Genomic DNA, 13,753 nt, shown 5'->3' on the forward strand with positions numbered 1-13,753 from the left:
AGTACTACTCCTTTTCCCATCCTCGCGATTCGACTGCACGCGCATGACCTTCTAAGCCTTCCATTCGTGCCAGACGTGCAATTTTCGGTGCATTTTCTGCCCAAGTTTTTTCACTATAAAAGACGATGCTCGATTTTTTCACAAAATCATCAACGTTTAAACCACTTGCAAAGCGTGCCGTGCTATTCGTTGGTAGAACATGATTAGTCCCCGCAAAGTAATCACCCACTGGCTCTGAGCTATAACGACCGATGAAAATACCGCCTGCATGTCGTACTTGTTCAGCTACAGCCTCAGCATTTTTTGTGACAATTTCTAAATGCTCAGGTGCTAGCGAATTAATCGCATCTATGGCATCTGCCATCGTTTCAGCCACATAAATGGCACCAAAGTTTTCTATCGATGCTCGCGCTACCTCTTCACGCGGTAAAGTCGTTAATTGCTTCTCCACCTCATCAGCTACTTTTTTAGCCAATTGCTCAGAAGTCGTTACTAAAATGGCACAAGCCAATTTATCATGCTCCGCCTGTGATAAAAGATCGGCTGCGATTTCATCAGCAAATGCTGTGTCATCTGCTATCACCGCAATTTCACTTGGGCCTGCAATCATATCAATTGCTACCTCACCAAATACTTCACGTTTTGCTAATGCTACAAAAATATTTCCCGGACCTGTAATTTTATCAACGGGAGAAATTGTCTCTGTACCATATGCAAGAGCCGCAATCGCCTGAGCTCCACCGATTTTGTATATTTCTTCTACCCCTAAAATATGCGCTGCCGCAAGTACACCTGGAGGTAATTTTCCATCGCGACCTGCGGGAGATGTCATAACAATGCGCTTGACACCAGCAACTTGTGCAGGAATCACGTTCATCAAGACCGAAGACGGATATGCTGCTGTACCACCAGGAACATAAAGACCTACTGCATCGAGAGCAGTAATTCGTTGTCCAAGCCATGAACCATCTGCAAGCTCCATGCGATAACCTGAACGCTTTTGCTGCTCGTGATAAAGGCGAATATTTTGAGCAGCTTCTGTTAAATCAGCATAAAGCTGTTGATCAATTGAATTAGCGCTCTCTTCTAACTCTTCTTTCGTTACGCGTAAATAGTCAGGGGCAAAGCCATCCCATTTTTCTGTATAAGAACGTATGGCTGCGTCACCTTGTACACGAACATCTTTCAATACTTGGCGTACAACCTTTAACTGTTCTTCATTTCCACCTTCCAGTGGTCGTTTTAAGGAAATACCTTTTTCTAGCTTTAATATTTTCATAGGATTAATCTCCTTTAAATCTAGGTATTCATGTAGGTGCCCCTTTCAACAGGAGGCTTGATTTATTTAACACATTTCTTTAAACGTTTCACGAGATCAATAATACGGTCACTCTTCATGCGATAGCTTACAGGGTTAGCAATTAACCGTGATGATACGTCTGTAATAAATTCATATTCCACTAAGCCATTTTCTTTCAGCGTACGACCGGTTGAAACAATATCGACAATTCGATCTGCTAAGCTAATCATGGGTGCCAATTCAATCGAACCATTTAACTCAATAATTTCAACCTGCTCGCCAATACCCTTATAATATTTCATTGCAATATTAGGATATTTTGTCGCTATTCTTGGTGCAATCTCATTCATTGTCGTATTAGGTAAGCCTGCTGAAGCGATATAACAAGTACTTATTTTCAAATCCAGTAACTCATGCACTTCGCGTTGCTGTTCTAACAAAACATCCTTCCCAGCAATACCAATATCCGCTACGCCATGTTCAACATACACAGGCACATCCATTGGCTTTGCTAATATGAAACGAATTTTCTCTTCTGGAATTTCAAGCATTAGTTTACGGGACATTTCGACTTCTTCTGGTAAATTAAAGCCGGCTTCTAAAAGCATCTCGTATGCCTCGTCAAAAATGCGTCCCTTCGGCATAGCAATCGTTAGTTCATTCACCGTCAACGTCCTCCTGTCCCACAATCACTACTTCTGTGAAGTGTGCTAAAAATGCTTCTTCTTCAACAAGGCTACTCCTTAACTGCAATGTTGCCTGTTTACCAGTTGCTCGTAGCGTTTTTACCTTTGCAATCGCCTCTTCAAATTGTTCTTCCTCAAATAACACGACTGTAGTTTCTTGTCGTTCAACAGACTGCCCATCCAATGTTTCTAATAAGCGATCAACGCGAATACTAAATCCTGTAGCGCCTACTTTTGAGCCAAATACCTCCAGCAATCCGTCATAGCGTCCCCCATTGCCTAATGGAAAGCCACTGCCGGTAGCAAACACTTCGAATAACATGCCTGTGTAATAGCTCATATGACTAGAAAGTGTAAAATCAAAGGCTACATAATCCGCTAAGTCTGCAATTTCAAGTAGTTTAGCGAGCTGTTGCATATATTCTAATGCGTCATTTTTCCGCACGTATTTTTCAATATCTTGAATTTCTTTTACATTCATAGCTTCTTCAATAAATTGCAGTAATGCATCGGATTTTGTTTTAGGTAAATCAAATGATTCCACTGCTTCTTCAAATCCTACATAATTACGTTGCACAAGGAGTGCTCGTAGTATATTTTGTTGTTCAACGCTTTCTGTATAATCTTGTAAAATACAATTTAATATACCTGCATGACCGATCGTCATTTTAAAATTCACTAATCCAAAATGCTTTAATAACTCCATAGCTGTCACAATAACCTCAGCATCAGCAAATACAGAATTGTCCCCAATTAGCTCGATCCCCATTTGATCAAATTCTGCCGGACGCCCACCTTCCGCTTCCTGTGCGCGAAATACGCTAGCAAAATAAGCGAGACGTACTGGGATCATCTCTTTTAATAGTTTTGACGTTGCCACGCGTGCAATCGGTGTTGTCATATCAGGTCGTAATACTAACGTGTTGCCTTGGCTATCTACTAATTTAAATAAATGCGCATCGGCTATTGCAGATGCTTTACCGACTGTATCGAAATACTCTACTGCAGGTGTTTTAATAAATTCAAAGCCTCTTCGGCATAAAAAGTCTCGTCCAGTATTTCTAACAGTCTCTACCTTTTCGAATATTTGTGGAAATGTATCGCGCATTCCAAGTGGTTTTTCAAACATTTTAATCGACGACATTTTGACACTTCCTTATGATTCACTTTAACTCACTAGAGTGTTAGAGAATTAGATTATGAAAGAATTCTAACTTATTTCTTCTTTTCCGTCAATTCAACTCCGTTAAATTATCGAATAATTTCAATACTGATTATTCTGTTAATTATACTTAAAAATAAAAAATTTTAAACTTTAATCAACAGAGTAAGCTTTTTTTCTCCTTAAACAAGTAAATCTTTAGACAAAAAAACTGTGCGTAGTAAGGCTGCACAGTTTAAGGTATTGAAAAATAAAATCATCAAGGAAATCTATATGAAATTTATGGCGAGTGATTTCCGGTCCAGGCTACTCGCTTTCCAGCGGGCGAGCGTCGAGAGCTTCCTCCGAATTGTTGTTGCTGTCGCTACGCTTTCATACAAAGCTGCTGTAGTTTCGTTTTATTACTATTAATTAGAATGTCATGCCAGAAGATACATGCTATGTGAAGTGGTTGATGGAGTGGAGACTGAGCGATTCCTTGGGGATCAGCGCTAGAGGAACGGAAATCAACCCCTCGTTTTGCCGAATTTAAGATGATCCCTTAACTTCACAACAGCTTTTCAAAAGAAAAAAACTGTGCACAGCAAAGCTTGCACAGTTTCGATGTTATTATTTTTTTGGCGTGGACCATTCTACTACTTCATTGCGTTTGCGTTCCGCCATTTGTTCAGCTGAATAAATAATTTGCATAGGATTGCCGCCTGCTAGACAACCTGCTGGCACATCCTTATGTACAAGGGTTGCAGCTGACACGATCGCACCGTCACCTATCGTTACACCTGGTAGTATCGTTGAATTCGCACCAACCATTACTTCATTGCCAATATGAACATCCCCTAGACGATATTCCTCTATTAAATATTCATGCGCCAAAATAGTCGTATTGAAGCCTATAACGGTATTGTCACCTATGTGAATACGTTCCGGAAACATTGTATCTGGCATAACCATTAAAGCTATGGAAGTTTGTTCACCAATGTCCATTTTTAAAAAAGTTCTATACAACCAGTTTTTCACACGTAAAAATGGTGTGAAGCGTCCAATTTGAATGACAATGAAACACTTCATCACCTTCCAAAAGGACACCGTGTCATAAATATTCCAAAGCGAGTTTGCTCCTTCGACACGATAGCGTTCTGTTTTACGTGCCATTTACTTACCCCGCTTTCACAATTTCAAATAAATCCGTCATATGATGCAACATATATTCCGGTTTGAATTGCTGTAAGTATTCCTCACCTTTAAATGCCCATGCGACACCAGCTGCTCTAACTCCAGCGTTATGTCCTGCCTCAATATCGTGGGAATTGTCACCAATCATAATGGCTTCTTCCTTGTTTACTCCAAGGCGTTCAAGCGCCAGTAAAACAGGCTCTGGATTAGGCTTTACATTTTTCACATCATCCGTACCAATACGGATATCAAATAAATGACTTGCTCCTAGAACAGATAATCCACGATCAATCATCCCATTACGCTTTGTAGACACAATCGCTAATTTGATGCCCATATCCTTTAATTGCTCTAAAGTTGATACCACATCAGGATATTGAGTGACAAGCTCATCGTGGTGCACTTCATTATATTCACGATATTTTGCAATCATTGCTTCCTCTTCACCAGGAGCAATGTCACTAAATGTCTGTTTTAGGGACGGTCCAAGGAATTTCAGGCAATCTTTTGGCGAATATTGCCCGGGAAATCGCTCGTTTAAAACATGCATAAATGTTTGAATGATTAAATCATTTGTATTGAGTAATGTACCATCAAAATCAAATAGTAATGCCTTAACAGTCATGCTGCGCACCCCTTATTTATTATCTAAATACTTCACTGCGGGTTTTACTTTTATACGTCGGTAAATAATCGCACCTAGCCCCACTACAATACCTATTATTGAAACAACCTGAGCTGAGCGTAAATCTCCTACTAAATATAGGCTGTCTGTACGCATACCTTCTATAAAGAATCGACCGATTGAATACCAAATTAAATAGCCGAAGAATATTTCTCCACGATTTAAATTTACTTTGCGTAATACTAGTAAAATAATTAAACCAATGACGTTCCAGACGGATTCATATAAAAAAGTAGGATGTACATATGTTCCTAACTCTTCAATATACATTTGATTAATAATCCAATCCGGCAACATTAATTGTTCTAAAAATTCACGTGATACTGGACCGCCATAAGCTTCCTGGTTCATAAAATTTCCCCAGCGCCCAATTATCTGTCCAATTAAAATACTCGGTGCCGCAATATCTGCTACTCGTAAAAAGCTTATATTTCTTCTACGAGTGAATATGTAACCTGTCAAAAATGCCCCAATAAGTGCACCGTGAATAGCGATACCACCATTCCAAATTTCAATAATCTTCCCCGGGTTTTCACTATAATAATCCCAACGCATCGTTACATAATAAATACGTGCGCATATTATGGATATAGGAACAGCCCATAGTAATAAATCAGCAAGAAAATCCTCCGGTAGGCCCCTCTTAACAGCCTCTCTTTGTCCAACAATATAAGCTAAAATTATACCCGATACAATTAGTAACCCATACCAACGAACGGGGATAGGTCCTAAATGGAAAGCAATCGGATTAATATCTAATAATAATAAATCCATCTTAAACTCCTCTCATCTATCATATAGGCTATTGTATCCTATTAACGAACAATTAATCATCTAATTCATCCGCTGATGAAATCACCTCATCTAATCTTCTAGAAAACTCTTCGGCTGCATTAACACCCATTTTTTTCAAACGGTAATTCATTGCTGCTACTTCAATAATAACAGACACATTTCGTCCAGGTCTTACAGGAATCGTTAACTTCGTTAATTCCGTATCAATGATTTTCATTTTTTCTTCCTCTAAACCTAGACGATCATATACTTTTTCTGGATCCCATATTTCTAATTCGATCACTAATGTAATACGCTTGTACGGACGTACCGCACTTGCTCCAAAAAGGGTCATAATATCGATAATACCGATGCCTCGAATTTCGAGTAAATGTTCTAAAAGAGGTGGTGGACTACCAATTAAAAAGTTCTCTGACTCCTGACGGATTTCTACACAATCATCAGCCACTAAACGGTGCCCCTTCTTGACAAGCTCAAGTGCTGTTTCACTTTTCCCTACACCACTTTTTCCGATAATGAGTACACCGATACCGTATATATCCACTAAAACTCCATGAGCAGCAGTCATTGGTGCTAAGCGACCTTCTAAATAGTTTGTTAGTCTACTCGAAAATTTCGTTGTTGTCATATGTGTTTTAAATACAGGTACATGTTTTTCATTGGACGCCTGTATAAGTTCCTTCGGTACCTCTAAATCCCGAGAAATAATAATAGCTGGTGTATCCTGCGAACATAGTAGACGCATGCGTTCCAGTTTCACATTTGCAGGTAACATTTCAAAAAATGAAAGTTCTGTTTTTCCAAGCAATTGGACTCGATTTGCAGGATAATGCGTAAAATATCCCGCCATTTCAAGCCCAGGTCTTGAAATATCACTCGTAACAATCGTTCTTCCTATTCCTTCCTCACCAGCTAACAATTCTAACTTAAATTTCTCCATAACGTCTCTTGTTAATACTACGACCAATGTTTTGTAGCCTCCATTCAAAGGAATTGAATATGTTTTGTCTGTGTTAACAGTCAGTAAAATTCCCACTATCCGTGGCAATTAACTGGCTGTATACACCCGATTGGTTCAACTAGCAATCAGCTTACTGATTGCAGTTTCACTTTATTTTAGCATGTCTAAGTTTAAAAGAACTATATTTACACTCTTTCTTCATGACTAAAACTTCTACACATAAAAAAACTAGCGGTTCTCCACCCCCGCTAGTTTCATGATCATTTTATTTTTGAGTTGCCAACCATTTAGCAACTGCTTTTGCATCTTCGCCTTTAACAATACCAGGAGGCATTGAACCTTTACCATTTTCTATAACGTCTAAAAGTTCAGCTTCCGAAAAACGAGAGCCAGCATCATTAATTTGTGGTGCATTTCCTTGGCCTTGTAGTTCACCACCATGGCAAGTAATACAAGATTTCATAGCAAGTGTTTCGCCATCTGGAGCAGCAGTTTTTGAACCTTCATCTGCCGTTTTACCTCCACCACAAGCGGCTAAGAAGATTGCTGAACCAATCGCTACTGTTAACATTGCCTTTTTCATTAGGGACCCTCCTCAAAGTAAATAAGTATCTTTCCCCGACATTATACCAAAGTTATGCACGTTTGAAACCTTCTCCCAACACCTCATAAGCATTAGAAACGATCACAAACGCTGATGGGTCAACGTTTTTAATGAGTTGTTTCAGCTTTGTGAATTCTGTTTGGTAAACCACAACCATCAAAACTGGTCGCGCTTCCCCTGTATAGCCACCTATTGCAGGCAACTTTGTCACTCCTCGATTGATCTCGGCATATATGGCATCACGTACCTCATCTTGTTTCATTGTAATAATGTAAATCATTTTAGACTGACTAAAGCCAAGCTGAATAATATCAATCGTTTTTGTCGTGACATAAAGTCCAATCAGGGCATACAAACCTTTCTCTAAGTCAAAAACAATTGCTGCACTAATTGCGATAATCCCATCAATTAAAAGTACACTTGTACCAAGCGTTATTCCAGTATACTTTGTAATAATTTGCGCTAGTAAATCAGTGCCACCAGTAGAAGCATTCCCCTTAAAAACAAGTCCTATTCCTATACCGACTACAATCCCCCCAAATAGTGCACCGAGTAAAGGATTATCTGTCCAAGGACTCCAACTGTTCGTTAGTAATACAATGAACGGTAATGTCACTGTTCCAATAAACGATTTTATCCCAAACTTCTTTCCAAGTAATAATATACCTGCTATAAATAATGGAATATTAAATGCATATTGTACTAAGCCAGGATTCCAACCAAATAAACCGTTTAAAATTGTACTAATCCCGCTTACTCCGCCAGAAGCTACTTGATTTGGCAGTAAAAATACATTAAAGCCGATGGCAATAATTGCAGCTCCTACTATGACGTATACATACTCCACAATGCTTTCCCTTACATCATGAATTTGATTCACTTCCCCCACGCCCACTTCAACTTTCAGAATTTTTTAAAGACGAGATGATTATAGCAAATAGTTTTCGCATTGAGAACTTCGTCTTGATGAAGGAACATGTATTTTTATAGTTTGCATTATGTATTACATCTATGACAATTAGATTCATCATCATAACGTGTGGTTGATTTCCGTTCCGACTGGGGGCTTTGTTGCTGCCGCTTTGCTTTCGCTACAAAAAACATTTGCCGCTGCCGCTTCGCTTTCGCGCAGAGCAAAGCTTCCTGGGGGCGTCGGGGTAACAGGATGTTGGTCACGAAGGCGTTATCACAGGACGTGATGCTCTTAGCCTTCGTTCCCCTACTTGCTCGCTGCAGGGTCTCGGGCCAACAGATGTTTTTTGCGCGAAAGCGTAGTGCTAACGAAGCGGCACCGATGTTGGTCACGAAAGCGTTACAGGATATGATGCTTTTAGCCTTCGTTCCTCTATTGCTAATCCCCAAGGAGTCGCCCAGTCGTAACGAAGATCAACTAATGGCAAGCTGGCTTATTAAAAACAAAAAAAATAAGCTACCTTAAAAAATTTAAAGATAACTTATTTTTGACTTTTCACTAAAATATATACTTAACGGCTTTTTCCACTAAACAAACGAAGATTGATTCTTATTTTTATAAAGACTTTTCTGCCCACTCCATGGATTCATTGTATAAAAGATCAATAGTTGAAAAATCAATAGTAAACTGAGTAGCTAATCTTTCTAATGTAGACCAATCTAACTTGCCTAACGCAGTACTGAATTCCAAATAAGGTGTCATTTCAGTTTGATTACCTAAAAGCGTTGCTGTAACGTCTTCTGAAAAAGGTAGCTGCTGTAAAATGACATTCAGCGGTCTTTGCAACATCGTGTCTATTAATGAAAACATCCCAACTAAAAAATATTCAGAGAAATTTTTCTTATAGGAAAGCTTGGCTAATTTCTCACATACCTTTGCTCTAAATAAAGATGTACGCATGACTTCTTTAAACAGATCATTATCAGTATTTCTGTCAATTTCTCGCATCGCCAATAAATAAATCCACTTTCGTAAATTTGGAACCCCGAGTAATATAATCGCTTGTTTAATCGAACGAACCTTGGATTTAGAACGCAACTCTGAATTATTAACCATATGCAATAATTTATATGTTAATGAAATGTCACGCTCAATACTTTCCGCTAATAACTGTATATTAGGTTCCTCTTCTTTTAATAGCGTAATAATATATAAATATTGAATTGTATTCGCAGGTATATCGGTTGCTGTAATTATTTGAGGTTGTTCAAAAAAATAGCCTTGAAACAATTCATAACCAGAATGCTTCGCCACTTCAAATTGCTTACGTGTCTCTACTTTCTCAGCGAGCAATTTTATGTGAGGGAAATTTTCTTTCACTATATTTTCAATTTCCATTCGCTTCAGTAGTGGTGACGATAAAAAGTCAACTTTTATATAATCGATATAAGTGAATAACTCATCATAAACTTGTACTTGATCATCTAAAATAAAATCATCTAATGCTATTTTAAACCCATATGATTTGAGCTCAATAACTCTCTCAACTAACTGAGCTGTAATAGGGACATCCTCTAAAATCTCAATAACAACTTGCGATGGATTTATGTATTCATTTAAAGAACTCATAAGTAAGTTTTCTGTAAAATTAACAAAACTAGGTTTTCCTTTTGTTACCTCTTCAATGCCAATTAAAAGAAATGAGTTTACTAATACATCAATTGTGGCAGCATCTGAATCGACCATTGGAAAAGCATTCACGTTTTTGCTGCGATATAATAATTCATATGCAACGATTTGTTCCTGAAGGTTAAAAATTGGCTGTCTGCCGATAAATACTTCCATTTCGTCGCCCCCCATTTCTCTAGTTATTAGTAACATTATTATAGCATTTTTCAGCACTATCTGCTTATCATTCAAGTAACTGTCTAAAAATCGACTAACAATAATTAACATTATATACAATAAAATAAATCGCCCATATAGCATAGTGATTTTCGGTCCATTGGTGGCGTACGATGAGCCACTATGATCCTATCCCTAAGGGGTCTCCTAGTCCCTAATCCTCAGTATGTATCATCCTCAACACTCGTTGATGAGTTTCAAAAAAATCGTTACCCAAAACTCCAATTTACTCATAATAAACTATTATTCCTTTTGCCGATCTGCCTTTTCAAATTCACTCAAACCTCACTTATATAAATTTGTAAAATATTATCTTTTCATGTGGACATTTACCAAATTTCGATGTATAGTACATCACAACACTAATGCACTATATTTTGTAGCAACGAAAGGGGGTTTTTCGATGCACGTTCATCTAGATGGTACAACACCGATTTATATACAAATTGCTGAATGGCTGCAGCACGAAATCATTGCCGATCGATTACAAGCAGACCAGAAAGTCTATTCACAATACCAACTAGCTGAGTTATTCAATATAAATCCCGCCACAGCTGGTAAGGGATTGACAATTTTACTGGAAGAGCAACTTTTATATAAAAAACGGGGGTTAGGAATGTTTGTGACTATAGATGCTAAGGAACGAATTTTATTGAAACGTCGAAACGAAATATTGACCAAAATGGCACAAGAGATCGTATTAGAGGCAAAACGTTTACTTGTATCTGATGAAGAATTGCTAGTGCTTATTCGAAAAACACAGGAGGGGTTGGAATGAATATTATTCAATGTAAGGAGTTATCTAAAAGCTTTGGACGTCGTCAAGCACTGCAACGTGTAACCTGCACTATTGATGCAGAAAAAATTATCGGCATTATTGGTCGCAACGGTGCAGGTAAGTCGACATTGCTGAATATTTTTGCAGGCTATCTAAAACCTACGACTGGTTCATGTAAAGTATTTAATGAAAATCCCTTTAATAATATTCAAACAGCTGCCAATATGATTTTTATCGATGATCAATTAAGCTTCTCAGATTACTTGTCGCTCGAAGATATTCTTAAGATGGGAGCTGATTTTTATCCTAATTGGCAAAATGAATTAGCTCATCGCATGCTCGATTATGCGGGTATCGACCTTACAGCAAAGCACCAGCAACTATCTAAAGGTCAATTGGCAACCTTTAATCTTGTTTACGGATTAGTAAGTCGCTGTGCACTAACCATTTTAGATGAGCCGATGAATGGTATGGACGAAGCGATTCGTACAGATTTTCACAGAGCAATTTTAAAGGAATACCTAGCATTTCCACGGACATTCTTAATTACTAGTCACCATTTACAAGAGATGGAATCTATCTTAGAAGAAATTTTATTAATAGATGAAGGCTCCGTCATTGCCCACGCGCCATTGGATGAATTTAAGGAACAGCTCATATCACTTCACGGACCAAGTGATGAACTTGCAGATCTGCTCTCTGAGACTGAAGTTTACGCTCAAAAGATTGTAGCAGGGATGACCTCAGCTGTAGTAGATGCTAGTAAACTATTCGTCTCAGAAGAAATACTTCGAACAAAAGGCATCAAAGTATCAGCCCTTACTGCAAGTGAAGTTTGCATGTATTTAACAACTAAAAAAGGACGTGATATTGATGCAATCTTTGACTAATATTTCACTTAAAGCAATTGTAAAAAAACAAGTGAAATGGAAAGCAAAATTAAATATTTCTGCCCTTAGCTCCTTGGTTATTGTACAAATCATTTTTGGCGTTTTAACATCTAGCTCTGGAAGTGCCTCTTCTGGTTATGGACATGGAAATTTAGATGTTCGATTTTCAATTTATTCACTCGATACATTTCTTATTGTTTCAGCCATTTGGGCATTTATCGTAGCACTTCTTTTTACCACAAAAGCGTATCGAGTTGATGATTTATCCGTTATTTCTAGTCGGACATCAAGCGCCATCGCAAATATATTTGTCATGATCATGTACAGTTTTATTGCAGTCATTATTATGATTTCGACTTACTATTTACAAGTATTAGGGATTTTGTTAGTGGAAAAGGAATCTTTTGTGAAAGAAGGTCTATTTATTTCACCAGCAACATTCATATTATGCTTCAGTAGCATTTGTTTATTTGGTGCAATCGGCTTACTATTTGGCACCAGCATCAAAGGGCCCTTAGTGATAAAAATATTTCTATCTACTTTTATGGTGTTTAGCTTTATTTACATTTTTATGGCACCAAACATTATTCCTCTAATGATGCTACCAAATCTTGTGATTAGTGTTCTTTGCTTGCTTGCGGCTACACTATGCTTTAGCCTCACTATTTGGATTGCTAATAAATCGGAGGTGTCTCGTAAATGATAGTAACTACAATATACTTTTTTACTTCAATACTACTCGTAATTGCTATTTTTCAAATACTAAGTAAATTAGGTAATAAAACTAAAAGAATTTGGACCCCAAAGCGTATTATGATTGGCATTACTAGTTATATCATTCTAGGACTCACTGCTTTCATTTATATTAGCTTTTTTTCAGATTCAAAAATACCAGTACTTTCTCCTTCTGATATTAAACAAGTTGAGAAAAAATTTGATCAAATCCAAAAGTATGATCAAGAATTCAATTCTTCGTATTTAACTTCAGACTACAAAAAGAAAACATGGGAAATTGACTTTGATGGAGATACATTACCTGTTGTAATAAATAGTGATGACAATAATTTAAGCTTGAATATTCGACAACGTTATAATGACAATATTGAATCGGGGAAAGCTCTTATTACCTATTATCAATTTCCTTTCATAATAAATGGTGTCGATCTTTCTGACGAAGTACCACTACCTGATGTATATGTGGCACAAAACCAGTTATTTATTGAATCTCTTTCTAAACAACTAGTAAATTATTATCATTTAAAAGCAACAATAGGCTTCTTAGATTTTAATCGAGGGGCAGAACGATACGAAATGGATAATTCCTATTCAAATATTTTAGTTATCGACATACCACGCGGTACAGAAGTAGAAGATTCTCAAGGTCTTATCTATTATTTAGAATAGTAAAAAATAGATCATCCCCAATAATTAGCGTTAAAGCATAAACTATATATGATGCGACTTGCTTGAGAATCAGCGTTCCAGACGATATCCTAAAATGCAAACGAATAGGGCAAGAAGGCTAGAGTATCAAGTCCTGTGATAACATCTGCCGCTATGTTAACACTAGCTTTCGTACAGAAAAGAACTTTCGTTTTAGTGATGAGTAAAAAAGGACAGTCCTAAGTGATCTTCTTTCACTTAAATTGTACCCTTTGTAAAGGACATTTAAAAAAAGGTTAGGAAACTTTTTGAAGCTGCTGTCTGTATTTTGCAGGCGGTAGCTTTTTTAAATTCCATTGCCCTCGATAATGATTGTAGTAAATCATATAACTCTTAATTTCTTTCTTTACTTCTTCTAACGTCTCACATGTTCTAATAGTTGTTTCATCTTTAAAATGCCCAAAGAATGATTCTTGAGGTGCATTATCCCAACAATTTCCACGGCGTGACATGGACTG

General features: G+C 37.5%; 15 protein-coding genes. 4 read left to right on the forward strand and 11 right to left on the reverse strand.

Features of this window, described 5'->3' with window-relative positions; translation table 11 throughout:
• Positions 1 to 4 precede the first annotated feature (4 nt).
• The 10 genes from hisD to ACFTQ7_RS23365 form a co-directional block, all read right to left on the reverse strand.
• Positions 5 to 1,279 carry a histidinol dehydrogenase gene (gene hisD, locus ACFTQ7_RS23320; protein WP_386831536.1) on the reverse strand — a complete coding sequence of 425 codons (1,275 nt, stop codon included), beginning with the start codon at positions 1,277 to 1,279 and terminating at the stop codon, positions 5 to 7.
• A 62-nt stretch (positions 1,280 to 1,341) separates the two neighbouring features.
• Positions 1,342 to 1,965, reverse strand: coding sequence for an ATP phosphoribosyltransferase (gene hisG, locus ACFTQ7_RS23325; protein ID WP_386831538.1), 624 nt, complete (start codon positions 1,963 to 1,965; stop codon positions 1,342 to 1,344).
• Positions 1,958 to 3,130 (reverse strand): ATP phosphoribosyltransferase regulatory subunit, encoded by a 1,173-nt coding sequence (locus ACFTQ7_RS23330; RefSeq protein WP_386831540.1) that lies wholly within the window; start codon positions 3,128 to 3,130, stop codon positions 1,958 to 1,960. The genes hisG and ACFTQ7_RS23330 overlap by 8 nt, the downstream gene beginning before the upstream one ends.
• Positions 3,131 to 3,757: 627 nt before the next feature.
• Positions 3,758 to 4,300 carry an acyltransferase gene (locus ACFTQ7_RS23335; RefSeq protein WP_079563778.1) on the reverse strand — a complete coding sequence of 181 codons (543 nt, stop codon included), beginning with the start codon at positions 4,298 to 4,300 and terminating at the stop codon, positions 3,758 to 3,760.
• Positions 4,301 to 4,304: 4 nt separating this feature from the next.
• A complete protein-coding gene (gene ppaX, locus ACFTQ7_RS23340) occupies positions 4,305 to 4,946 on the reverse strand; it encodes a pyrophosphatase PpaX (RefSeq protein ID WP_386831543.1) in 642 nt (213 codons plus the stop codon).
• A 12-nt stretch (positions 4,947 to 4,958) separates the two neighbouring features.
• Positions 4,959 to 5,780, reverse strand: coding sequence for a prolipoprotein diacylglyceryl transferase (lgt, locus tag ACFTQ7_RS23345; protein WP_386831545.1), 822 nt, complete (start codon positions 5,778 to 5,780; stop codon positions 4,959 to 4,961).
• Between the two features lie 52 nt (positions 5,781 to 5,832).
• Positions 5,833 to 6,768, reverse strand: a complete 936-nt coding sequence (gene hprK, locus ACFTQ7_RS23350; protein ID WP_349661884.1) for an HPr(Ser) kinase/phosphatase — start codon at positions 6,766 to 6,768, stop codon at positions 5,833 to 5,835.
• 259 nt (positions 6,769 to 7,027) lie between these two features.
• A complete protein-coding gene (cccB, locus tag ACFTQ7_RS23355) occupies positions 7,028 to 7,345 on the reverse strand; it encodes a cytochrome c551 (protein WP_386831547.1) in 318 nt (105 codons plus the stop codon).
• Between the two features lie 52 nt (positions 7,346 to 7,397).
• Positions 7,398 to 8,246, reverse strand: coding sequence for a YitT family protein (locus ACFTQ7_RS23360; protein ID WP_079563783.1), 849 nt, complete (start codon positions 8,244 to 8,246; stop codon positions 7,398 to 7,400).
• 648 nt (positions 8,247 to 8,894) lie between these two features.
• Positions 8,895 to 10,124 carry an EAL and HDOD domain-containing protein gene (locus ACFTQ7_RS23365; RefSeq protein WP_386831550.1) on the reverse strand — a complete coding sequence of 410 codons (1,230 nt, stop codon included), beginning with the start codon at positions 10,122 to 10,124 and terminating at the stop codon, positions 8,895 to 8,897.
• A 463-nt stretch (positions 10,125 to 10,587) separates the two neighbouring features.
• Here ACFTQ7_RS23365 and ACFTQ7_RS23370 point away from each other — a divergent pair, with 463 nt between their 5' ends.
• The 4 genes from ACFTQ7_RS23370 to ACFTQ7_RS23385 are packed head-to-tail and all read left to right on the forward strand — an operon-like array spanning position 10,588 to position 13,256.
• A complete protein-coding gene (locus ACFTQ7_RS23370; RefSeq protein ID WP_349661867.1) occupies positions 10,588 to 10,962 on the forward strand; it encodes a GntR family transcriptional regulator in 375 nt (124 codons plus the stop codon).
• Positions 10,959 to 11,852, forward strand: a complete 894-nt coding sequence (locus tag ACFTQ7_RS23375; RefSeq protein WP_386831552.1) for an ATP-binding cassette domain-containing protein — start codon at positions 10,959 to 10,961, stop codon at positions 11,850 to 11,852. The genes ACFTQ7_RS23370 and ACFTQ7_RS23375 overlap by 4 nt, the downstream gene beginning before the upstream one ends.
• Complete coding sequence (locus ACFTQ7_RS23380; protein WP_386831554.1) at positions 11,836 to 12,555, forward strand: hypothetical protein; 720 nt, start codon at positions 11,836 to 11,838, stop codon at positions 12,553 to 12,555. Before ACFTQ7_RS23375 ends, ACFTQ7_RS23380 begins: the two co-directional genes overlap by 17 nt.
• On the forward strand, positions 12,552 to 13,256 hold the full coding sequence (locus tag ACFTQ7_RS23385) for a hypothetical protein (protein ID WP_386831556.1): 705 nt from the start codon (positions 12,552 to 12,554) through the stop codon (positions 13,254 to 13,256). The genes ACFTQ7_RS23380 and ACFTQ7_RS23385 overlap by 4 nt, the downstream gene beginning before the upstream one ends.
• A gap of 275 nt (positions 13,257 to 13,531) precedes the next feature.
• Here the strand turns inward: ACFTQ7_RS23385 and ACFTQ7_RS23390 are convergent.
• Positions 13,532 to 13,753, reverse strand: a 222-nt coding sequence (locus ACFTQ7_RS23390) for an IS3 family transposase (RefSeq protein WP_386831558.1), incomplete at its 5' end; no start/stop codon positions are given.

The organism is Lysinibacillus sp. NPDC056959 (assembly GCF_042674095.1).
GTDB lineage: Bacteria > Bacillota > Bacilli > Bacillales_A > Planococcaceae > Lysinibacillus > Lysinibacillus zambalensis.

Coding starts and splice junctions, on each gene's coding strand:
- hisD (WP_386831536.1), bottom strand. CDS start 1,279: ATGAAAATATTAAAGCTAGAAAAAGGTATTTCCTTAAAACGACCACTG.
- ACFTQ7_RS23330 (WP_386831540.1), bottom strand. CDS start 3,130: ATGTCGTCGATTAAAATGTTTGAAAAACCACTTGGAATGCGCGATACA.
- ACFTQ7_RS23335 (WP_079563778.1), bottom strand. CDS start 4,300: ATGGCACGTAAAACAGAACGCTATCGTGTCGAAGGAGCAAACTCGCTT.
- ppaX (WP_386831543.1), bottom strand. CDS start 4,946: ATGACTGTTAAGGCATTACTATTTGATTTTGATGGTACATTACTCAAT.
- lgt (WP_386831545.1), bottom strand. CDS start 5,780: ATGGATTTATTATTATTAGATATTAATCCGATTGCTTTCCATTTAGGA.
- cccB (WP_386831547.1), bottom strand. CDS start 7,345: ATGAAAAAGGCAATGTTAACAGTAGCGATTGGTTCAGCAATCTTCTTA.
- ACFTQ7_RS23365 (WP_386831550.1), bottom strand. CDS start 10,124: ATGGAAGTATTTATCGGCAGACAGCCAATTTTTAACCTTCAGGAACAA.
- ACFTQ7_RS23370 (WP_349661867.1), top strand. CDS start 10,588: ATGCACGTTCATCTAGATGGTACAACACCGATTTATATACAAATTGCT.
- ACFTQ7_RS23375 (WP_386831552.1), top strand. CDS start 10,959: ATGAATATTATTCAATGTAAGGAGTTATCTAAAAGCTTTGGACGTCGT.
- ACFTQ7_RS23380 (WP_386831554.1), top strand. CDS start 11,836: ATGCAATCTTTGACTAATATTTCACTTAAAGCAATTGTAAAAAAACAA.
- ACFTQ7_RS23385 (WP_386831556.1), top strand. CDS start 12,552: ATGATAGTAACTACAATATACTTTTTTACTTCAATACTACTCGTAATT.